This window comes from Hamadaea sp. NPDC050747, assembly GCF_040654195.1.
GTDB lineage: Bacteria > Actinomycetota > Actinomycetes > Mycobacteriales > Micromonosporaceae > Hamadaea.
Genome location: NZ_JBFAHM010000015.1, coordinates 200950 through 224019, shown reverse-complemented (window position 1 = coordinate 224019; position 23070 = coordinate 200950). Strand labels below are relative to the sequence as shown.

Below are 23070 nucleotides of genomic sequence, written 5' to 3'. Positions count from 1 at the left end.
GCGTTGTCGTAGCCGAAGCTGCGATAGTCCCCCGTGCCGAAGGTCATCTTCGTGACCCGCGACAACCCGTCATAGGTGTAGGACACGGTCTGCCCAGTCGAGGCATCGGTCACCCCCGACACCCGATCCACCGTGTCATAGGAGTAGCTGCTCGTCCCGGACGCGTCCGTCCGCGACGCAACTAGACCGTCCGGCGTGTAGCCGAACGACGAGACACCCGACGGGCCGGTCGCCGACGTGAGCAGACCCCGGTCGTTGTACGCGAACGTGTCCGTCCCCGTACCCGCCTTCATCGACGTCAGCTGCCCGGCCAGGTCGTAGCCGAAGGTCCGGTCGGCGGTCGCGACCTCGGCCCCCGCACCCGTCTGCCCGGTGAGGTTGCCGACCGTGTCATAGGTGTTGCTGACGACCACCCCACCGGGCTGGGTCTGCTTCACCGCCCGACCGGCCGCGTCATACGAGATCGTCCACGTCCGATCGTTCGGATTCGCCGACGTCGCCGGCTCGCTCTGCGACTCCAGCAGCCCCCACGAGTTGTAGGTGGACAGATGCTTGTTACCCCGCCCATCGGTATACCGCGTCCGATGACCCTGCAGGTCATACCCGAACGACGTGGTGATCGACGCCGACGCCGAGATCGGCTGCGTCTCCCCGGTCACCATCCCCGTCGCGTCATACACGAACGTCGTCGTATGCCCCAAGGCATCCGTGGTGGACACCATGTTCCCGTTGGCGTCGTACGCCGCCGAAATCGTCGAAATCAACCCACCGGTCGAGTCGTACGCCTTGGTCATCACGTTGTTGCCCGGCTCGTCGTAGACCACGGACCGCCGCGACCCGTCCGGGGCGCTCACCCCGACCCGCCGCCCGAGATAGTCGTACGCGAACCTCGTCACATTGCCCGCCGCGTCCGTCTGCGTGATCACATCACCGGCACCGTTACTCGCATAGGACACATACGACCCCGACGGCTGGGTCACCTTCTGCAGGAACCCGGCGCTGCTGTACGCGTACAAGGTGGTGAACGTGCTGGAGCTGGACCGCTCGAACCGCGAGTCGGTGACCTTGCGCCCGAGGTAGTCGTAGGTCGACTGGGTGTGGGCCCCCAGCGGGTCGACGGTCTTGAGTAGCTCGTCGTTGAGGTCGTAGGCGTAGGTCGTGATCGCGCTGTTGGGTTCGACCACCCTGGACAGCCGTCCGAACTGGTCGTAGGTGTAGGTCGTGACCTTGCCCAGCGCGTCGGTCGTGGAGGTGATGTTGCTGGAGCCGTCGAAGGTACGCGACACCGTGGCACCGGTGATCGTGGTCCCGCCCGGCGGCGTGTACGACGGCAGCTTGGTCGACGTGGGCCGGCCGGACGCGTCCCGGGTGATGACGGTGACGTTGCCATCCGGGTCACGCAGCTCGACCTCGTCGCCGAACGTGTCGTATCCAGTGGTGGTGACCGGCCGCGACGACACCGGGATGCCGCCGTTGGACTCGGCGTTGACCGTGGCGCTGGTCGTCACGACCAGATTGTCGGACTCGTCGTACTCGTAGTACTCGGTGTTGCCCAGCGGATCGGTCTCCGACAGCTTCAGCCCACGCTGGTCGTAGGTGTAGGTGGTGCTGCTGATGACGTCGCCGAGGGGCCGGACCTCCGACCATCCTCGGCCGTACAGTTTGGACACATCCGAGGCCGGCAGGGGTCGCTGGTAGACCTGCACCTGAGCGATGGAGCCGCTGAACGGCGCTTCGGTCGCCCCGTTGTACTTGGAGCGGCCGATCGCCAGCGATCCGCCGGCGGCGATCGGTGTGGTGTCGGTGGCCGTGCCCTCGGCCGTGCCGTTGACGTAGAGGGTCATCTTGCCGTCGGCGGCGTTGTAGACACCCACGAGGTGGGTCCAGGTGTTGAGTGTCGGTGCGGCGGTGGACCGCGCGGTCGCTGAGGGCGCCGCCGTCGTGTCGGTCAGGTTCCGGGTGAACGACCAGCGGTTCTCCGTCTTCAGATACTGCAGTTCGAAGCCGGAGTTGACGGTCGCGTCCTGGGACACGACGGACTGGACAGCGGAGTTCGCCGAGAGCTTGACCCAGGCCATGACGGTGAAGCTTTGTGTGGTGTCCAGGACGCGTTCGGCTGTGGTGGCCCAGCCGGTGCTGCCGTTGAACGTCGCAGCACCGCCGGACCAGGTCACACCGCTCGTCGCAGTCGCGGTGAAGTCGTGGTCGGAGCTGTCGACGACGTTGGTGCCCTTGGTCGCGTTGAGCTTCCACCAGCCGGCCGGTGACAGCGGTCCGGACGAACGCACGAAGTCAGACGTGATCCGGCCGGCGGTGTCGTAGGTGCTACCGACCATGCCGAAGTAGCCGCTGTAGTCGCCGTACCACTTCGCGGTGACCTGGTCGTCGTTGTTGTAGGAATATTGCGTCTTACGAGCTACGCCGTTGGGGTCGAGCGTCTCGTCGGTGACGCGGCCGACGGCGTCCACCGTGTACTTGGTCTCGGTGGCGTTGTTGTTGGTGATTTCTCGGATCGCGTTGCCGGCCGCGTCGTACTCGGTCTGCTCGGCGATGTAGGCCTGGCTGCCGTCGGCGTTCTTCTGAATCACCGCGACCTGCAGGTTGTTGTCGGTGTAGAGGAAAGCCGTGACGAAACCCATCGCGTCGGTGATCGAGGCGAGCCGCCCGGCCGGATCGTACGCCCGCGACTCGGTCACCAGGTCGACCGCAGCGCTCGGGCTGTTCGGATCGCCGGTGTAACCCACGAGCGTGGTCGTCAGCAGATGCCCGTTCGCGTCGTACGCGTACCGGGTCTCCACCCCGGTCTCGTCGACCTCCCGAGTCATGTTCCCGTAGAGGTCATAGCCGAACGTCGTGACTTTGCCGGTGGCGTCGGTCGCCGTCGCGATGTGACCCAACGCGTCGTAGCTGTTCTTCAACGTCCGGGCGGCGTCACCGCCGGTCGCGTCGCTGACCGTCTGCTGAGTGATCTGCCCGTCGAAGTTGTAGCTCGTCGTGGTCACCGGGGTGTGGACGGCTCCAGTCACCCGGTTGGTCGTCGCCGGATCGGTCTGCTGGACGATGCGCCCGAGCTTGTCGTAGACCACGCGCGTCACCAGCCCGGCCGGGTAACCGTCGGAGATCTCGGTCTTCGACACCACCCGGCCCAGGCCGTCGTATCCGAGCTTCGTGACCAGCCCCGCCGGGTCGGTCACCTGCGCGACGTCACCGTTGGCGAAGTAGGTCGTCGTCTGCACCTGACCACCGGGCGAGGTGATCCGCCACGGCAGACCGGCCGGGGCGAAGCCGCCGTCGGCCGCCGCGACCGTCGTCCCGTCGGTGTAGTCAACCTTGGCGATCCGGCCCAGCGCGTCGGTCGTCTTCACCTTGTTGCCCAGCGCGTCGTACTCGAACTTCGTCAGATACGTGTTGTCGGTGGCGCTGGCCGACCGGCCGTCCCGGATCTCCGTCAGCTGATCGTTGCGCAGATCGCCCGGCGACGCCGCGTTCAAGTAGTACGTGTAGTAGACCGTCGAGCACTTCCCGGCCGACCGGTCCTGGCACGTCTGCTCCGAGATCGTGTTACCGCGCGCGTCGTGCTCGCTGGTGGTCACGTTGCCGTTCGGGTCGGTGACCGTCCGCAGGAAGCCGTCCTTGTAGCCGTAGGTCGTCTGCCGCTCGGACCCGCCGTCGGCCCAGATCTCAGCCACCTGCCGGTTGCCGTTGTCCACGTCGTACAGATAAGTCGTCGTCGCGTTCAGCGGATCGGTCACCACGATCCGCTTCGCCAAGGCCGCGCCTGCCGCGTTCGCCGTGGCGTTCTTGCCGGCCGCGACCTGATCGGCGACCTGCGCCGCGCTCACCTGCGACGCGAAGAACGCGAACTCGCCGATCGACCCGGGGAAGTAGCCCGACGAGTCCCCGTCGTACCCCGCCCAACTAGACGACCATTTCCCCGCACCCAGGTAGGCGTACGCGGGCGCGGTAGAGGGTGCGACCCGGGTCGCGTTGCGGGTTCCGACCAGCGTCCCGTCCAGGTAGAGGGACTGGCTGGTGCTGCTCGCCGCCAAAGCCACGTGGTGCCACTTGCCGTCGGCCACCGACGTCGCGGTGGTCACGACGTTCGCGGCGCTGCCGGTCCAGAAACCGCCACGCAGCTTGCCGTCCACGCCGACATACAGCGCCGGCACCCAGCTGCCGGCCGCGTCGACGTCGTCCATGGACATGCTTTGGTACGCGTACAGCACGCCGCCCTTGGTCGATCCGGACGGCATGCTGAACCACATCGACACCGAGTTCGGCGCGGTTCCGGGGACCTCGGTGGCCGGCAGCTCGACGTAGGAGGTGGTTCCGTTGAACTTGGCCGCCGTCGCGTCGGCGAACGGGCCGGCGGAGCCGAGGGTCACCGTGTTGTAGGTCGCGACGCCGCCGTTGACCTCGTTGACTGCCTCGGAGACGCCGGTCTCGTTCATCCGGAGATAGTCGGCCGGGCCGCCGGACAGCACCGACGCCGCGTAGATCTGCGACGAGCCGGAAACCGTGGGCGTGCTGATCTTCCAGGTGCCGTTGTGCTCGTCGATCACCTGCGTCACGACCCCGCTGACCGGGTGGTAGGTGATCTGGGCCGCAGTCGCACCCGACGGGCGGACGATCTTCGTCAACGGGTGTGCGGCCGCCGCGGCCGTGCCACGCAGGCTCGCCACATCGGCGGCGGTCAGCGTCCGGTCGAACAGCGCCACGTCGGAGATCGTGCCGGTGAAGTAGTTCGCGTACCCCTGACTCGACGTGCCCGACTGGTGCGACTGATCCGGCCAAGCGCCACCGAGGAAGCCCGCCCCGATGTACTCATGCGTCGCGCTGTACGCGTCCACCAGCGTGATCAACCCGCTCCGGCTACCGACAACCTGCCCGTCGAGGTAGAGCGTCTGCGTGTTTCCCGCCGCCGCCAGCACCAGATGATGCCAAGCTCCGTTGGTCACCGGGTTGGCCGACACGATGCCCGCTCCGACGTCGTTGGTCCAGAACGCCGCCCGCAACTTGCCGCTGCTGCCGATGTAGATGCCCGGCGTGTAGTTGCCCGCCGTCGTGCCGGCGGTGATCGGGTCCTTCTGGTAGCTGAACAACACCGAGTCCGGCGTGGTCGTCTTAAACCACATGCTCAAAGACTGATAACTCGCCGCGGTCACCAGCTTGCCCGGGACCTCCACATAGGAGGAGGTGCCGTTGAACGCGGCGGCGGTGGCGGCCGACCCCGGCAGCGGCCCCGATTGGCCCAGCTGCACATTGGCGTACGTGGCGGCGTCGGTGCCGCCGTTGTCGAGCACAGTGCTCGCCGCCTTGGTCGCACCAGCCGCCTCAGACAACCGCCAATACGAGTGCGGACCCGCATCCAGCAATGCCGTCGGGTACTGCGACCCGGTGCCGTACTCGTAGGTCGTGCAGTGCGTGGCGTCGCTCGGCGGGCACACCTTCGTCAACTGGTCGCCGCTGTACGCGTACACCCAGGTGGAAACCGTGCTGGCGTCCCCGGCGGTGGCCGGGTCGGTGAACACCGTGGCGACGTGCGCCTTGCTCGCCCCCGCGGGCGTCGACCACGTCAGATGCAGCGCCCGCCCGGAAGCCGACGTGATCGTCCCGACCTGTCCGCTCGCGTTGTATGCCAATGACAGCGCCCGACCTGCCGAATCCTTGATCGACGTCAGCCCGTACGCCGCGTTCGAGCCGGCCGTCCCCGCGACCTGCCGGGTGAACAGATAGGTCGTGCCGTCCTTGTCCAGCAGCGAGTAGCCGCCGGTGACCGCGGTGAGCACCGAGAACCGGCCCGACGGCGGAGTGAAACTCCCATCGGCGTTACGCCCGTATGCGACCTCGACGCCGGTGGGATACGTGATCACCACCGTCTTCGCGTTCGCCGTCGTGAATCGCTCGATGATGTCGGCGTCGACCACCGTCGACCAGCCCGCGCCGAACGCCGACCCGGTACGCGGATCGCGGCTGTTGTACGACCGTTGGATCGCCAGCGCTGGACCGACCGTGGCGACCTGGGCGTCCATCGCCTCCGTCGTGTAATTGCCCACGCTGGGCTCGAACCCGCGACCGCCGCCATCCTGCGACAGCCCGGACGTCACCAGCGGCTGCGGCGGCGGCGTCGACAACGGGAAGTAGTACGCCACGTTCAACGGATCCGGACTCGTCGCCCAGCCGTCGTACGACACGACCCACCAGTAGTACGTCTTCGACCACTGCAACTTGCCCGCGGGCACGGTCCAGCTCGACGAGCTGGTCCACCCCGACGTGGCCACCAGCGCACCCGACGCGTCGTTGACCTTGAAGTTGTACTGCATCGCCTTCGGCCACACATCCGGATCGTGCCCCCGGGCCAGCAACTCCGGCGTCAGAGATGTCGCCTGATAATCCCGCGGCGGATACTGCGAATCGATCTGCGGAGCCTTGTTCGGGGTGTAGGACACCGACAGGAACGGTGCGCACGTATGGCTGTCGCAGACCGCACCGGACGGGCCGTTGCGCGAGGTGAACCGCTTGAAGTCGGTCGTCTGGGTGGGGTTGGCGCTCACCAGCAGGCCGTAATTGGGAATCGTGCCGTTGAGCCAGCCGTCGAGGGTCGCCTTGTCCAGCTCGACACTCGTCCACTCGCCGACCGTCCGGTCGCCTCCGGTGTTCGCGCACGCCTGCGAATAGCTCGTCGGCGTCTGCCGCCCGATCTCCGCGCTGTAAGCCGGGCCGGAGTAGTCGACGGCGCCGTAGCGGACGGTGCTCTGCGACCACGACTCATTGACCCGGTGGACCGAGTACGGCTGCGCAGTGCAGCTGCCCTGCCAGGTGAGGAACAGGTACAGCCGGGCCGACGTGATCCGCAGTCCGTTGAACGTGCCGCCGAAACCGGAGAAGGCCATCAGCGCCTTGCCCCGGTGCGTGCCGGCGTCCCAGGTGCCGACCGCGAGGTTGTCTTCAGCCGAGTGGTCCACGTCGTTGCCGTAGTACATGTAGGTGTCGGAGGTGTTCATGAACTCCGCGGTCGGGTCGACCGTCACGGGGTAGACGCGCTCGGGCGCGTTGAGCCACTGCTCGTCGGCGATCACCTTCAGACCGACGCCGCCGTCGACCTCGACCAGTTCGTAGCGGACGGCGTTCGACGTGGTGAGCTCGCCACTGGCGGTGTCGAACTTGGCGTCGTGCATGAGGCCAGGCGGGATGCGGCCCTTGACGGTGCCTTTGGCATCCGTGAGCAGGACACCGCCACTCGCGTCGAGGGCGGGAACGAGACCGTCCAGCCGGAGCGGGAACACCCACTCGTGCACAGCGCTTCGCTGCTGAAGCACGATCGACTCCTTGACCCCGCTCTCCCGCGACTCCACCACGAGGTCGGTCCCCGGCAACACGCCGGCATAGGTCACCGAGTACGCCCCGGCCTGCGCCGGAACAGCGGCCGCACCCCGCAACGAGTAGCCGAACCCGAGACCGTCGAACGACGCCGACACCAGCCGCTCATCATCGCCGTGGCGCGCGAACTGCAGCCCCAGCCGGTTCGCCTGCTGGCCCAGCCGCTCCCCCGCCGACGTCACTCGTGCGTCGATCTTCTGCCAGGTGCCGGTGGAGTCCCGGAAGTTGACGGTGCCCTGAGACACCTCACGGGTGTAGGAGCCGTCCGGGTTCACGAACAGATCCGAGCCCGCCGTCGAGTCCTTCGCGCTGCGTACGCTCCGGCCGGGTTCGAAACCTTTGATGTCCGGTGTGGTCAGTTGCTGAACCCGGCCGTCCTGCCGTTCGGCGGGCGTCTTGTCCGGAGCCCGGCCCGCGCCGCCGGACGCCTTCGTGTCGGCGTACTCGACGTAGTGACCCTTGCCGGCCGCCGTCCCGCTCTCCTGCACGGGGCCGATCGGATGGCCGTCGGCGAAGGCGGACGGCGCGGTCAGCCAGGACCACAGCCAGCTCACCTCCACATCCACCGGGCCGAATATCGTCGCCGGTTGCGGAATCGTGGTGACCACCAGCATCACCGCGCTGAGGAGCAGGCCGGCAAGCATACGACGGCGACGACGGTCCATAACGGACTCCTCTCGAGCGCTGGCACCAGACCAGAGTTCGTGAGAAAGTGTGCGGTTGGTGAATCGATTAATCAAGGGGCAGAACGCACCTCGTCCACCGGCATCCGCCGGACCTGGCAAAACTTCGAGAAATTTCCATCGTTTGATGGAAAGTCGTTCGACGTGGTTCCATTTTTCCATCCGTGCCGGTAAAGATGTTACGGATTTTCGCGTACCCGGGCCGAGGACCCCCGGGTTCGAAGAAGGAGGATCTATGACCAGACCACGGAAGAAATCGCTGCTCGCGGCCACATTGGCAGTGGTGCTGGCGGTCACCGGAGCGGTCGCGCTCGGCGCACCCGACGGGCCGACCGCCGCCCAGGCATCCACCGGCTCGTCGTCGTTCAGCCTGGCCGACCCGAGCACCGTGCAAGCCAAGGACGGCACCTACGTCACCTACGGCACGACCGTGGGCTCCGGTGCCGGCCCCCGCTGCGGCGCCCAGACCGGCGTGACGTTGTACGTGCCCTTCCTCAACCACGGATCAGGCGACACGGTCGGCATGTCCGACTGCGTGGCCGGCGACGCGCTGCCCTCCGGCCCGGGCTCATGGGCCGTCGACAACGGCGCCGTCTGGGCGCCCGGTGTCGCAGAGTTCAACGGCACGTACTACATGTACTACGCGGCGACGAAGGCCGGCACCAGCCAGAAGTGCATCGGACTGGCCACCTCCGGCGGCGCCAAGAGCTCCTTCACCAACAAGGGCGAATGGGCCTGTCCCAGTGGCGGCCGGTGGGCCATCGACCCCAATCCCTTCGTGGCGAACGGCAAGCTCTACGTCGCCTACCGCGACGACGCCATCACCTCGTACCCGGAGACCGGGATCTCCATCGTGCAGGTCGGCTCCGACGGCTTCGCCCTCTGGAGCACCCGTCGCGACGCGCTGAAGAGCACCGACCTGGTCTGGGACACCGTCAACGACTCCGGCGAGACCCACGTCATCGAGAATCCGTCGATCTTCGTCGGCGGCGCCAGCCACTACTACCTGCTGTTCTCCGGCAACAACTGGAACAGCGCCCGGTACGCGACCGGCATCGCCGACTGCGGCACCAGCCCGATCCCGTCCAGCCGGTGCACGCTGTTGAAGGACGGCGCCAACCAGCCTTACTTCGGCTACACCGGTAGCGGAGGGCTCGGGCCGTACCGCGGACTGCCCGGCAACCACACCGGCCCCGGCGCCATGGCGGCCTTCTACACCGAAGGCAACCGCCGGTGCGTCGTCTGGGCCTGGTACGACACCGCGACCGGCAAGCGCCACCCGATCATCGGCGAGCTCAAGCTCGACTCCGGCGGCTTCTACGTCGAATGACGGACCCGCCATCCACGCGCTTGCCCGACGGCCGCCTCGTAAGGCTCAGGGTGGAGCAGCCCACGGCAAAGCGCGTGGATGGCCGGCGAACATTCCCAGCCCCCTCGTTTCCATGTACGCATTTGACGGGAGTCCGACTATGACCAGCAAGATGAGCAGGCGTAAGGCACTCGCGATCGGCGGAGGCGTGCTCGCCGGCGCCGTCGCGGGCGCAGGCACGGCATCGGCGGCGACCGACTGGTTCCGGCTGCCGGTGATCACGGCGAACGTCGGCCGGGACAACCTCGGCGCCCGGGACGCCGCGTTCGACGCCGTACGCAACGCCGACGGCGACAACCGGCCGTTGGTCTGCTTCCAGGAGATCAGCGAAGGCGACTCCGGCGAAGAAGAGATGATCGACCACTACTTCGGGCCGCTCTACACCAAGGCTTTCCTGCGCCACGAGACGTCGTTCCGGATTCCGATCTGCGTCGGCAGGCCGTGGATCGTCGTGTCCAGCCGGACCGAGCGCGCCCATGGCGGCATCACCGGTGTGACCCCACCCCGTTGGTTCAACGAGGTCGTCGTCCGGCATCAAGATTATCCCGCCGTCGAGTTCGCGGTGCTCAACACCCACTACATCGCGAACGCGTTCAACGGCGACCAGCGCACGGACCTGCGCGACGAGTGGTGGCTGATGCGGGACATCCACAAGGCCAGGGCACTCGCCCATCACAACGCGGGCAGGCTGGTGATCTGGGGCGCGGACACCAACCGCCCGGACTTCGGCACCGCCTCGGACCTGGCCGCCGAGCAGAAGGCGTTCGGCACCGGCATCGACCGCCTGCACTGGTTGCCCGGCAACGGTTCGGTGCAGATCACCCTGAACACCACCAAGACGATCGACATGAACGTCGACTCGCACAACGCCCGACTGGCGATCTTCCACGTCCGTGCCGTCTGACGCCGAGTAGATCCGGGGTCGAAGGTCGGTGGCCGGCCGGCCTTCGGCCCCTTCTCGCGCCGGGTGGCGGCGGTGACATCCGGCTCGCGGGCGCGGTGCCGGCGCAGGCCGCCGCGCACGGCGGCGGGGCGCGCGACACGTGCTCGGTGCCTGCTAGCGTGATCGCATGGGCAGACGGGTGACCTTGATCGACGTCGCTCGGCACGCGGGGGTGTCACGAACCACTGCCTCGTACGTCATCACCGGCACGGGACGAGTGTCGACGGCCACCCGGGAGCGGGTGCTGGCGTCGATCGAGACACTCGGGTATGTCTACAACGAGGGCGCGGCGTCGCTGCGGCGCAAAGGCCGGACCGTCGGCGTCATCGTGCCCAACATCGACCGTCCGTTCTTCGGGGAGGTCCTGATCGGGGTCGAGTCGACCTTTACCGACAGCGGCTACATGTCGCTGATGGTGTCGACACGCGACCAGCTCGACCAGCAGGCGCGGTTGCTGCGGATGCTGCGGGAGCACCAGGTGGCTGCGCTGGCGATCATCCCGGCGACCGGCAGCGGCGAGGACCTGGTCGACGCGATTCACTCGTGGGAGGTGCCCACGGTCTTCCTGAGCCGCTACGTCGCCGGGGCCACCGAACCGTATGTCGGCTCCGACGAGGTGCGGGGCGGATTCCTGGCGGCCGACCACCTCATTCGCGCACACGAGTGCCGTTCGATCGCCTACATCGGCGGACCTACGCTCGGCGTCGCCCGGATCGACCGGCTCGACGGCGTACGCCGGGCGGTCGCTGAATCGGGCGCCGATGTCACTCTCACCGACGTCACCACTGAAGCCACCGTGGCGGCCGGAATGCGGGCCGGGCACGAGCTGGCCGCCGGCGAGCTGCCGGACGGAGTCGTCTGCCACAACGACAGCATCGCGATGGGCGTCGCCCGGGCCCTGTACGACGAAGGGCTGGCGGGCCGCACACGGATCATCGGCTACGACGACGTCGCCGCCGCGCAGGCCTCGGTGCCATCGCTGACGAGCGTCGCGACCAACGGGCGGCTCCTCGGCGAGACGGCTGCGCGGGCGCTGCTGGCGGTGATCTCCGGTGAGGAGCCGACGGTGCGGTCCAATCTGGCCGAACCCAAGCTCATCGTGCGGGAGTCGTGCGGCGACCACCCTAAGGTTCGAAAGCCTGCATCGTCGATCCGGTAAGGCCTTCACCGGCCCGTCATCTGAGCAACGCTCTTGACACAACCGAGTGCGCCTGGTTGTCTCGTGCCCGGCGTGGTGAATCGATCCACCAACGAGGTCGGAGCGCCCACCACGCGACGTCGACACCCGTCCTGAGCACGTTGAAGGAGGCAGGCATGAAGCGGCTCGCACCGAGGCTCACCGCTCTGTCAGCTCTGGCGGCGGTGGCCGCCTTCGCGGCGGCAGGCTGCGGCCTGTCCGACAGCTCGGCGCAGTCGCCGGGCCAGACCACGGTCACCGTGTACTCGCCTCGTCCCAGCAACATCACCGATTACGTCGTCAAGGAGTTCCAGGCGGCGCACCCCGAATACAAGGTGCAGCTGCTGACGCTCGGCGCGCAGGAGGTCGCCGACCGGGTGACCGCGGAGAAGGCCCGCCCACAGGCCGACGTCTGGTGGGGCGGCACGCCTTCACAGTTCGAGGGCGCAGCGGGCAAGGGTTTGCTCACGCCGTTCGGCGGGGACATCCTGAACCGGGTGCCGGCCAAGTTCCACGGCACCGGCGACGCCTGGCTGGCCGAACAGCAGCAACTCCAGCTCATCGCGTACAACCACGACATGCTGAAGCCCGCGGACGTCCCCACCGACTGGGCCGATCTGATCCTGCCCAGGTACAAGGACAAGATCCTGATCCGCGACGTCGCCCCGTCGGGCACGATGCGCAGCGTCTTCTCCGCGCTCATCTACCAGCAGTACGCGAAGACGTCCACGCCCGACGCCGGCTACGACTTCCTGAAGAAGCTGGACGCCAACACCAAGGACTACGCGGCCAACCCATCGGACCTCTACCTGCGGCTCCAGCGGCAGGAAGCGCCCCTGACGATCTGGAACCAGCAGGACATCCTCGCCCAGGCGGCCAAGGGCGCGCCGTTCTCCATCAAGGTCCCGGCCTCCGGCGCTCCCGTCAACCTCGACGGTGTCGCGAAGGTCAAGGGCGGTCCGAACGCCGCTGGAGCTGACGCGTTCGCCACCTTCCTCCTGTCGGACAAGACTCAGGCCTGGCTGGCGAAGAACGCCTTCCAGATTCCGTCCGTCCCGATCACCGACAAGCCGGAGTGGCTCGCCAACCTCACCTACACGGAGCTGCCGGTGGACAGCAAGGTGGTCACTGCCAACACCGAAACCTGGATCCAGTACTGGATCGACCACATCAAGAACCGTGGCTGACCTCGGCCACCCCAGGCCAAGTGCGAGGGAGCGCGCATGATCCCGATTCGACTCGACCGGGTGAGCAAGACCTACGCTGCCTCGCCCGAGGCTGAGCCCGCCATCTCCGCGGATCTGACGATCCGAGCCGGTGAGTTCTTCACCCTCCTCGGGCCCTCGGGCTGCGGCAAGTCGACGCTGTTGCGGATGGTGGCCGGATTCGTCGCACCGACGAGCGGCTCGATCTGGTTCGGCGACCGCGACGTCACCGGCCTCGCGCCGCACAAGCGTGGCGTCGGGATGGTCTTCCAGAACTACGCGCTGTTCCCGCACATGTCGGTCGCCGAGAATGTGGCGTACGGGCTGAAGATCCGGCGGACTGCGCGTGACAGCCGGGACGAGCGAGTGGCTGCGGCGCTGTCGATGGTCGGGCTGACGGGCCTCGGCGACCGGTCCATCGACCAGCTCTCGGGTGGCCAGCAGCAACGGGTCGCCCTCGCACGCGCGGTCGTCATCCAGCCCGACCTGCTCCTGCTCGACGAACCGCTGTCCAACCTCGACGCCAAGCTGCGGGAGGAGACCCGCACGCAGATCCGCGAGGTGCAGGAGAACAGCGGCACGACCGCGGTTTACGTCACGCACGACCAGGCGGAGGCGATGGCGATCAGCGACCGGATCGCCGTCCTCGCCGACGGCCGCGCGCACCAGGTCGACGAGCCTCGCCGCATCTACCGTCAGCCGGCGACCTCCTTCGTGGCCCGGTTCATCGGCCGCAGCAACGTCCTGCCCGTCTCGGTCGTCTCGGTGGGCGGCGAGACGGCCGAGGTATCGCTCGCCGGGGGCGCCCCGGTCATCACGGTGCCGCGCTCCCCCAGCATGCAGGTGGACATCGGGGCACAAGCCGAACTGTCGGTACGCCCCCAGGCCGTCCGGCTGGTGGCCGAATCCGAGGCGCACCTGCAAGGGGTCGTCACCCGGGTCGAGTACCTGGGCGCCACACTGACCGCCACCGTCGAGGTCGGCGACACCACCGTCGTCGTGTCGGTCCCCGACCGGCAGATCGGTCCCGAGCGGAGTCAGCGCGTCGGACTAGCGATCGATGAGGGCAGCACATGGCTGATACCGCAATGACGACGACCGACCTCGCGCCGCCGGCCGCTGAGGCCACACCGGCCGGCGCCAACCCGAGGCGCGGACGACCGCGGCGACGGCTGACCGCCGGCGACCGGTTCATCTACCTGCTGACGCTGCCGGTCTTCTTGGTCATCTCCTTCTTCGTCGTGGTGCCGATGGTGCATACGGCGGTGTCGAGCGCGGACGGGCGAGGGCTGTCGGGCAACTACGGGACGTTCTTCTCCGGCAGCGCCCGGACGGCCTTGGTGTTGTCGGTGGGCATCTCGCTCGCCTCCGTCGTGTTGTGCGCACTGGTCGGCACGCTGCTGGCGGTGCTGCTGACCCGGTTCCAGTTCCCGGGCCGCCGAGCGCTCGAGGTGCTCGCCGTGCTGCCGATGGCGCTGCCGCCCCTCATCGGCGCGGTGTCCTTCGTCCTGCTCTTCAGCGAAACGGGCATCCTGCCGCGGGCGGCGCACGAGATCCTGGGCGTCAATGCCGGCGCCGTATCAGTCGGCGGCGTCGGCGGCGTCCTGCTCGTGCATACCTTCACGATGTATCCGTACTTCTATCTCACGGTGGCGGCCGGACTGTCCGGGATGGACCCGTCGATGGAGGAAGCGGCACAGAGCCTGGGCGCGCCACGCTGGAAAGTCTGGGCGACCGTCGTGCTGCCGATGCTCACCCCGGCGTTGGTCTCGGGTGGGCTGCTGACCTTCATGCGGTCCATGGGCTCGTTCACCGCGCCTCAGCTGTACAACGTGCAAACCCTCACGATGCAGATCGTCGCCACACGGACCGGTGGCATGTACGAGCTCGCTGCCGCGCAGTCGACCGTGCTGGCCGTGGTCTCGATCGGCTTCCTGCTGCTGATGCGGTGGTATCAAGGCCGGCGCATTCACCGCAGCCTGTCCAAGGGTGTCCAGCGGTCACGGTCCCAGGTGCGGGGAATCCGATCCGCGTTCGCCTTCGCAGGCAGCGTCGTGCTGAGTCTCGTGCTGCTGGCGCCGATCGCGGTCATCGTGCTCGTGTCGTTCTCCGTGGATCGAGCATGGACGATCCAAGTCTTGCCGCCGGACTACACGTTCGCCAACTACACCCGGATCTTCACCGATCCGGCCAGCCTCCTCCCCATCAACGTCAGCGTTCAGACGAGCCTCATCGCCACCATCGCGGCCGTCGTCATCGGCGTCGCGGCCGCCTGGATCATCGCCCGGTGGCCCGGCCGGCGCGGCGGCTCGCTGCTCGACCTGGCGGTCATGCTGCCGTGGGCGTTGCCGGGCACGGTCATCGGCATCAACCTGGTCTCCGCGTTCAGCGGGGACTCGCCGTCGTCGCTGGGGCTCGTCCTCGTCGGCTCGATCGCGATCCTGCCGGTGGCCTACTTCGTCCGGTTCATGCCGCTGGTGTTCCGCTCCACCGGCGCCGCGATCGCGCAGGTCGATCCGTCCATCGACGAGGCCGCGCAATCTCTGGGCGCATCACCGCTGCGGGCGTTGCGCACCGTCGTGTTTCCCCTGATCGCGAAGGGTGTCGTAGCAGGCGCTCTCCTGGCCTTCGTCGAAGGCGTCGGCGAGTACGTCGCCTCGGTCATCGTCTACCCGGTAGGCCTCGCCCCACTGTCAGTGGCGATCTACCAGCGTATCTACGCGGCCGACTTCGGCACGGCGTCGGCGTACGGCACGCTCCAGATCGTCCTGATCTTCATCATCCTGGTCGTTTCGAATCGGCTCGAACACGGGCGCCGACCGCGGCGCCGCATGGGGGTATGACACACAATGACGGCCGGCACCACGCCTGACAGACCGCATCCGACCGTGCCGACCATCGCCGAGGTGGCGGGTAAAGCGACCCGGTTCACCGACTACAACCTCCCGGACGCCGGCATCCGCTCGCTGTTCACGACGGAGAGCGTCTGGCAGGCCTGGCTCGACGTCGAGGCGGCCCTCGCGCGCGCCCAGGCGAAGGTCGGCATCGTCCCGGCCGAACAGGCCGCGGTCATCGAGGACGCGGCTCACCTGAGCCGCATGGACACCCATCGTGTACGCCGTGCGCTGGCCGAGCAGGGGCATCCGCTGATGCCGTTGATCTCGGAACTGGTCCGGGTCGCCGGCGACAAGGCCGGCGGCTACGTCCACTGGGGGGCGACCTCCCAGAACGTGATGCAGACCGGTCACGCGCTGCTGTTGAAGCAAGCCCACGCGATCGTCGCCCGGCTGCACGAAGAGGTCGTCGCCATCGTCGCGGACCTCGCCGAGGACAACGCCGACGTGCTGATGGCCGGGCGTACGCACGGTCAGCACGCGGTGCCCATCACGTTCGGCTTCAAAGCCGCGGTCTGGCTGGACGAACTCGTCCGGGCGCACCAACGCGCCGAAGCCGCCATCCAGCCCTGCCTGACGGTCATGATGGGCGGCGCAGTAGGGACGTTCGCCGCCCTGGGACAGGAAGGACCCCAGGTCCAGGAGTTGATCGCCGAAGACCTCGGACTCCAGCCGATGCCGGTGCCGTCCCGGGCGCTGCTCGACCCCTTCGCGGCGTACGCCTCCGCGCTGGCCCTGACCTCCGCCGCGGCGGCTCGCGTCTGCGCCGACGTCGCGTCGCTGATGCAGACCGAGTTCGGCGAGCTGAGCGAACCGGTGCCGGACGGTTCCATCGGCAGTTCCACCATGCCGCACAAGCGGAACCCGAAGCTCACCTACGACGTGCTCCAGCTGTCGGCCGAGATCCGGGCCCTCGCACCCATCGCCGTCGAGGCCCTCGTCCATCCGCACGAAGCCGACGGCGGGGCCACCGCGTTGCTCACCGACATCCTGGAACGGTCCCTCATCGCCATGGGAGACCTGTTCGTGCGGCTACGCCACATCCTGGCCGGACTGGCGGTCTTCCCCGAACGGATGCGCCGGAACCTCAGCCTCAGCGGCGGCCTCATCTCCTCCGAGGCGATCATGATCGCATTGGCCGACGTCGTAGGACGCGACCACGCGCACGTGATCGTCCACGAGGACTCGATGCGGGCTGCCGTGGCCGGCGAAGACTTCCTGGAGATCCTGAGCCGCGACCCCCGCGTGACCGGCCTCCTCGACCAGACGCACCTGCGAAAGCTGCTTGACCCGGCAACCCATGCGGGGCTGGCCTCGGTGATCGCGCAGAGTGCGGCCCAGCGGGCCCACCGCTATCTGGACGGCCTCACCTGACCGGACTGTGGCGCTGAGACGGGTCAGCCGCTGTGGCGGGCGACGACGTCGTCGATCCGCCGGGCCAGCTCCAGGTCCAGCGCCGTCACAGCGTTCTCGGTGTAGGTGACGTTGTGAAAGGTCAGCGTCCGCCAGCGGATGTCGATATCCGGATGGTGGTCCATTTCCTCGGCGACCTGCGCCACCGCATCGACGACCGCGATAGCCTCCGGAAAGGACGGCAGTTCGACCACACGAGTGATGCCCGACCGGTCGCCGTGCCAGTCCGGGAGCTCATCAAGGCGTGTCTGGATCGTGCCGTCGTCCAGCGGCGTCCGGCTTTCAGCCATAAGACCAGTCTAGGGCCGGCCAACCGAACGTGCGGCATTTCGGCGCCGCCCGCAGGCTCGTACCGGCAAGCCGGATACCGTTGATTCCGCCGCATTCGGCGCGTGGTCGGCGCCGGCCGCGCTATGGCTGCGTGACCGGCGGTGCCACGGCGCTGAACCAGCTGTCGGCGGGCGAGCGGCGGTCGCCGAGCGCCTTGTCGAGATCCTGCTGTGGGCAGTTCTTGGCCAGTCCCGGGATAAGACACTGGTGATCACGCTCCGGACCGTAGAAGCGGGTGTTGACGACGGCCACGGGATCAAGTGGCGGCGTGAGACAGACCAGTTGTTCGATTCGGGGTTCGAGCGCTGCCGCGAGCTGACACAGGTACGCGCCGTGCCCGGTGCCGACGAGCCGGACGGGCATCCCGGGCCCGCCGAGGCTGGGCTCGGAGCGCACGAACTCCACTGCCCGCAGTACGTCGTGGACGCGGGCCGCGCCGAGACTGTCGCCCAGGCCGATCAGGTCGCATACCAACTTGAACGTCGTGCCGTAGGTGGCCTCGAACCCGAATTCGTTGATCTGATGTGCTCGTAACGAGCCGGTCGCCCGCACGTCCAGCACGACGACGTGCCGGCCGGCGGCGGCCGCGCGTTCGCAGGCGGCTTGATACGCGGGCAGGTCGTCGGTGCCGCGGTCGAGCACGAGGATGTCGATGCCCTCGGCCGGGCCGGGTGGGTCGAAGACGACGGCGGCGTTGATGATGTCGTGCTCCGGCCACCAGAACGCCTTGCGGACGCCCGGCCTGCGGTACGGCCACCAGCGTGGGTAGAACTCCGGACCGGGCTCGCGGCCGAACTTCAGGCGTTCTCGCAGCCAGGACAGGCCTTCGCCGGGGTCGGCCTGGGCCAGCCGTTCACGGTTCAGGTCGAAGACCCGTGGGCTGTCGGGGGCGTCCCAGGCGATCTGGCCGGTACGCGTGCAGCGCAGATCTGCGGTGCTGAGCAGCGGCGGCTCGTTCTCGGGGAACACCGCCCGCCCGCCGAGATGACGTGCGAAGAAGCGGACCGCCGCGGTGGCCAGGTGGGGATGCAGGCCGTGGTCGTGGTCGCCGCGCACGTGCTGGAGTGTGTCCGGCGGCGCCCCGAGCACGTCGAAGATCCGCTGGGCGCGGGCCACCGTTCGCACCGCTCCCTCGACGGGGAAGAAGTCGTAGTTCGCCGACATCACCAGCGTCGGCTTCGGTGCCATCGCGATCAGGAAGTCCTCGTGATCGAGGCCGTTGAGGGCGCCGCTGGGGATGATCTGTTCGGGATCCTGCGCTTGCCCGGAGCGCTGATAGTGCTCCCGTGAGCTGATGAAGCAACTGGGGGCCGCAGCCGCCAGCCGCGGCTCGGTCAGCATGAGCCAGGTTGTGAGGGTGCCGCCGCCGCTGTTGCCGGCGACGCCGATGCGATCGGGATCGACCTCCGGGCGGGCGGCGAGGTAGTCGAGCATGCGTCGGGCGTCGGAGACGAAGTAGCGGGCGATGGAGTCTCCGGCCCACCAGCACTGCACACCCGCGTGCGAGTGTTCCGGCACGTTGGCCGGGATGATCTCGCGGCCGTCGGAGTCGAGGTAACTCTTGCGCTCGCCCTGCCCGATGGTGTCGAAGGTCAGTGTGACCAGGCCCGCGCGGGCGAGCCGGGCGCACATCGCCTGGTAGCGCGATGCCGCCTTGCCGGTGTCGGCGTGTCCGCAGAGGAACAGTACGGCCCCGGCCGGTGCGCTGAGCGGCTCGGGCAGATAGAGGTTGGCGGGGATGAGGACTGCGGAGCCGACGTCGACGAGCAGCTTGTCGACGCGGTATCCGTCCCCCCACACGGAGCCCGCGGGTTGAGCGGTGGGGACCCGCCGGTCGCCCGGCAGGTCCCCGCCCAGCGCGTCCAGGGCCAGGCGGCGAAGCTCTCCTTGCCGCCGCCGTACGTCGTCCGGTGTGAGCAGCTGGTCGTTGGCCGCGCGTCCGGCCGCGAGCCGCTGTCTCGTCCGGCGATAGACGTTGTGCTGAACCTGGAGCGACGGATCCCACATTCCGTCGAGGAACGCGCTGAACCCTGGCGCCGTCTCGGCGTCAGCCATAGGTGCCTACCGGAATCGTGCCGGTCAGGCCGTTGAGGGGATTGCCCCACCGTACGGAAGGCCCGGTGACCGTCGTCGGCACGCCGTCCGGGCTCGCTTCGACGACGATGTCATTGAGATGGATGTAGCCGCGGATCATCGCCTTGGTGCCGCCGAGGGCGGCTCTGGGCGGGTAGGTCGCGGCGGCCAGCGCGGCCGCGCCGATCAGCACGGTCCGGCGGGCGACAGGTCTGGTGGACACGGAGGCTCTTCCTTCACGACTCGGACGAGTGTGGGGGCACATCTCACGGATTGAAGGGGATCACTTGAGCGCGCCGGCGACCATGCCGGCCTGGATTTGGCGCTGGAAGCTCAGGTAGACGACGAGGACAGGCAGGATCGAGATGGTGAGGCCGGCGAACAGCGCGCTCCAGTTCCCGGCATAGCCCTGGCTGACCGCCAGGTTGGCCAGGCCCTGCGTGAGCACATACTTGTCCGGGCTGGACTGCAGGATCAGCGGCAGCAGGTATTGGTTCCATTGGCCGAGGACGACGAAGATCCCTACGCTGACCAACCCGGGCCGGGCGACCGGGAGCATGATCCGCAGGAAGGTTCCCCAGTGTCCGCAGCCGTCGATGAAGGCAGCCTCGGCCATCGCTGCCGGCAGCGTGCGGAAGTACGCGGTCAGGAAGAACACCGCGAACGGCAGGCTGTAGACGGAGTAGATGATCGCGAGCCCGATCAGCGAGTCGGCCAGCCCCAGGCTGCGGGCGACGAAGAAGAGCGGGACGATCGCCAGGAACGTCGGAAACGTCATGCCCAGGACGAACAGGTAGTAGACGGCGCGATTGCCGCGGAACGAATAGCGGGCGATGACGTACGCGACGAGGGCCCCCATGCTCAGCGTCAGGGCCGAGCCGACAGTCACCACGACGGCCGTGTTGACGAAGTAGCGGCCGATTTCGGCCGTGGTCCATGCCTCCACGAAGTTCTCCCACCGCGGGGTGGCCGGCAGACTCCACGGGCTGGCGAGCACCTCGTCGCTGGTCTTGAACGAGGACAGCACCGCCCACGCCAGCGGCAGCACGACCATCGCGGCCCAGGTCAGCAGGATGCCGTGGGTGAAGACGTTCAGAACCGTGCCACGGAGGCTCCGGTCGCTCGCCGGGCCCGCGGGAGCGCGCCTCACGCCGGCGGGAGTGGCCCGCGATGCGGGTTTCCCCTCGTCGACGGCGGGCGCCGAAGGTGCGTTCAGGCTCATGGCGGTTCCTAATACTCGATGCGTTCACGCCGGGTGAGCCGCAGCGACACCCAGGCGAACAGCAAGGTCAGCAGCAACAGCGCGACGCCTACGGCGGTGGCGTAGCCGAACTCGCTGTCGGAGAAGGCGGTGAGGTAGAGGTAGTTCCCCAGGACCTGGGTGGCGTTGTCCGGCCCGCCCGATCCGCCGGCCGCCGACATGACGTTGACGATGGCGAACATGTCCAGGGCGTGGATGCCGAGGTAAACGCCTGCCACCTGGACGGTGTCCCAGATCAGCGGCAGCGTCAGCCGCCAGAACGTCTGCCAGCGGGTGGCGCCGTCGAGGCGGGCCGCCTCGAACAACTCCACCGGGATCGCGCTCATCGAGCTGGTGAACAGGACGACATAGAAGCCGACCGACATCCACACGATGACGGCCAGGATGGCGCCGTACGCCGTCGACTTGTCGCCGAGCCAGTTCACCGCGTCGATTTTGGCCACGCCGAGCAGGCCGTTGAGCAGCCCGCTCGGCGTGGGGTCGTAGACGTTGGCGAACAGTACGCCGATGACGGCGATCGACAGCACGTGCGGGAAGAAGTAGGCCACTCGGTAGAACGCGCCGCCGCGGACGTTCAGCGTGCCGCCGCGAGCGCGGTAGCGTCCGACCCGGATCATCGTGGCGAAGAACAGTCCGAGCACCAGCGTGCCGATCGGGATGACGACGACGGCGATCACGTTGTGCCACAACGAGGTCCAGAAGACGTCATCTCGCATCAGCCGCGTGTAGTTGGCGAGGCCGACGAAGTTCTTCTGCGGTGACAAGCCGTTCCAGTCCGTCAACGAGATGTAGAAGGACTGGGCATACGGCGAGACCACCAGGACGCAGTAGAGGATCACCGGCACCGCGAGGGCGGAGACGATGAAGCCGCGACTTCCCGCACGCATGATCAGGCGTCCTCGTACTTCGGCACGGACGAGTCGTTGCGCAGCGTGTCGGCCATCTTCTGGCAGCGCTCGGCCCACTGGTCCGGGTTGATCTCCTTGGTCATCAGCGCGCTGGTGGCCGCGGACGCCTCCTGCTGGAGCTTGGCGTACCAGGTGCCGTAACGCCAGTAGAAGGTGTTGGTGCCCGACGCGGCGAGCGCGTCGCGGATCGACTGCAACCCGCTGCCGGCCTGCTCCGGGGTGTATCCGGCGAGGCTGGTCAGGGTTTGCGTCTGCTTGGTGAAGTTCTTCGAGGCGTTCGGCGAGAGCAGGATGCGCAGCAGCTCCAGCCCGCCATACGGGTTCTTCGCCCCCGACGGCACGATGTAGCCCTCGCTGCCCATGCCGCGGATGGCCGTCTGCGGCATGGCGTCGCTCTTGTCCAGCGACGGCGGGGAGGCGATCACCATGTCGAAGCCCTTCGGGGTGACCTCGCCCAGCTCACTTTCCAGCCACGAACCGCAGGGGATGAACGCCGCCCGGCCCTTGGCCCAGTAGGTCTGTGCTTGAACATGCGTCAGGCCCGACGTGCCCGGCATGATGTAGCCCTTCTCCGCCAGCTGATACATGGCTTGCGCGGCGGCCAGGACCGCGGGCTGCTTCCAGCTGTTCGGCGCGAGGCTGTCCAGTGCCTTGCGGACGTCAGCTCCGCCGGCCTTGATCGCCATCATGATCAACGGGGTGAGGATGTAGCTGGGCGTCTTGCCCTGGTAGGTCCAGGGCGACATGCCGGTTGTCTTGATCTCCGCACAGAGATCGAGCATCTCGGCCCAGGTCGTCGGATAGGTCCAACCCTTGGCGGCGAACAACGACTTGCTGTGGTACAAGCCGTGCACCGTGTAGGTGTAGTAGAGGACGTGCGGCTTGCCCTTGAAGGAGCCCTGCTCGACGAGCCCCGGCAGCAGCGTGTCGCGGACGGTCTTGCCGCCGCCGTCGATCGCCGGTGCGTCCAGGAGCGGACTGAGATCCATCAGCTGGCCGTTGTCCACGAGCGGGGTGAAGGCGAGGGAGCCGGAGCCGGAGTTGTCGATCAGGTCGGGCACGTCGCCGGAGACGAACCGCGGCTGCAGTTGTTTGGCGAGGTCCTGGCCACCGGTGTGCTTGATCTCCGCCTTGGGAAAGCGCTGCTTGTAGACGGCTTGGGCGTCGAGCACGTACTGGTCGCCGTAGCCGCCCTTGAAGATCACGGTCTCCAGCGGCTTGTCAGCGGGTACGCCCAGCGGGTTCTCCGCGGTCACCGCGGCCTGCTTGCCGGCTGCGCCGGTGCCGGTTCCGCTGCCGGAGGAGGTGGCGCAGCCGGCGAGGGCGTTGGTGGTGAGCGCTGCGCCGAGGGCAGCGCCCAGCGTCAGCACGGAGCGGCGGTTCAGTCTGTGAGCGTCGTCGGTCATCTGTCTGTTGCCTTTCGTCTCGTGCGGG

General features: G+C 67.9%; 14 protein-coding genes. 7 read left to right on the top strand and 7 right to left on the bottom strand.

Features of this window, described 5'->3' with window-relative positions; genetic code table 11:
- On the bottom strand, positions 1 to 8045 hold an 8045-nt coding region (locus AB0H43_RS32520; RefSeq protein WP_360005681.1), incomplete at its 3' end, for a LamG-like jellyroll fold domain-containing protein.
- A gap of 253 nt (positions 8046 to 8298) precedes the next feature.
- Here AB0H43_RS32520 and AB0H43_RS32515 point away from each other — a divergent pair.
- From AB0H43_RS32515 to AB0H43_RS32485, 7 genes are all read left to right on the top strand, one after another.
- A complete protein-coding gene (locus tag AB0H43_RS32515; protein WP_360005679.1) occupies positions 8299 to 9393 on the top strand; it encodes a family 43 glycosylhydrolase in 1095 nt (364 codons plus the stop codon).
- A gap of 151 nt (positions 9394 to 9544) precedes the next feature.
- Positions 9545 to 10336: a hypothetical protein gene (locus AB0H43_RS32510; protein ID WP_360005677.1), complete on the top strand. Its 792-nt coding sequence runs from the start codon at positions 9545 to 9547 to the stop codon at positions 10334 to 10336.
- Between the two features lie 166 nt (positions 10337 to 10502).
- Positions 10503 to 11534, top strand: a complete 1032-nt coding sequence (locus AB0H43_RS32505; protein WP_360005675.1) for a LacI family DNA-binding transcriptional regulator — start codon at positions 10503 to 10505, stop codon at positions 11532 to 11534.
- 155 nt (positions 11535 to 11689) lie between these two features.
- Positions 11690 to 12739: an extracellular solute-binding protein gene (locus AB0H43_RS32500; protein ID WP_360005673.1), complete on the top strand. Its 1050-nt coding sequence runs from the start codon at positions 11690 to 11692 to the stop codon at positions 12737 to 12739.
- 36 nt (positions 12740 to 12775) lie between these two features.
- Positions 12776 to 13849: an ABC transporter ATP-binding protein gene (locus AB0H43_RS32495; RefSeq protein ID WP_360005671.1), complete on the top strand. Its 1074-nt coding sequence runs from the start codon at positions 12776 to 12778 to the stop codon at positions 13847 to 13849.
- Positions 13831 to 15600, top strand: coding sequence for an iron ABC transporter permease (locus tag AB0H43_RS32490; RefSeq protein WP_360005669.1), 1770 nt, complete (start codon positions 13831 to 13833; stop codon positions 15598 to 15600). The genes AB0H43_RS32495 and AB0H43_RS32490 overlap by 19 nt, the downstream gene beginning before the upstream one ends.
- 63 nt (positions 15601 to 15663) lie before the next feature.
- Positions 15664 to 17025: an adenylosuccinate lyase family protein gene (locus AB0H43_RS32485; RefSeq protein WP_360005667.1), complete on the top strand. Its 1362-nt coding sequence runs from the start codon at positions 15664 to 15666 to the stop codon at positions 17023 to 17025.
- A gap of 23 nt (positions 17026 to 17048) precedes the next feature.
- On the opposite strand, the gene AB0H43_RS32480 is transcribed toward AB0H43_RS32485, so the two are convergent.
- The 6 genes from AB0H43_RS32480 to ngcE form a co-directional block, all read right to left on the bottom strand.
- Positions 17049 to 17354, bottom strand: a complete 306-nt coding sequence (locus AB0H43_RS32480; protein ID WP_360005665.1) for a 4a-hydroxytetrahydrobiopterin dehydratase — start codon at positions 17352 to 17354, stop codon at positions 17049 to 17051.
- A gap of 121 nt (positions 17355 to 17475) precedes the next feature.
- Positions 17476 to 19449 carry a prolyl oligopeptidase family serine peptidase gene (locus AB0H43_RS32475; RefSeq protein ID WP_360005663.1) on the bottom strand — a complete coding sequence of 658 codons (1974 nt, stop codon included), beginning with the start codon at positions 19447 to 19449 and terminating at the stop codon, positions 17476 to 17478.
- The gene (locus AB0H43_RS32470; protein WP_360005661.1) at positions 19442 to 19690 is read right to left on the bottom strand and encodes a hypothetical protein; all 249 of its coding nucleotides are present in this window, start codon (positions 19688 to 19690) and stop codon (positions 19442 to 19444) included. The genes AB0H43_RS32475 and AB0H43_RS32470 overlap by 8 nt, the downstream gene beginning before the upstream one ends.
- Positions 19691 to 19750: 60 nt before the next feature.
- Positions 19751 to 20617 (bottom strand): carbohydrate ABC transporter permease, encoded by an 867-nt coding sequence (locus tag AB0H43_RS32465; RefSeq protein ID WP_360005659.1) that lies wholly within the window; start codon positions 20615 to 20617, stop codon positions 19751 to 19753.
- A gap of 80 nt (positions 20618 to 20697) precedes the next feature.
- The gene (locus tag AB0H43_RS32460) at positions 20698 to 21615 is read right to left on the bottom strand and encodes a sugar ABC transporter permease (RefSeq protein ID WP_360005657.1); all 918 of its coding nucleotides are present in this window, start codon (positions 21613 to 21615) and stop codon (positions 20698 to 20700) included.
- Positions 21616 to 21617: 2 nt separating this feature from the next.
- The gene (ngcE, locus tag AB0H43_RS32455; RefSeq protein ID WP_360005655.1) at positions 21618 to 23042 is read right to left on the bottom strand and encodes an N-acetylglucosamine/diacetylchitobiose ABC transporter substrate-binding protein; all 1425 of its coding nucleotides are present in this window, start codon (positions 23040 to 23042) and stop codon (positions 21618 to 21620) included.
- Positions 23043 to 23070 lie beyond the last annotated feature (28 nt).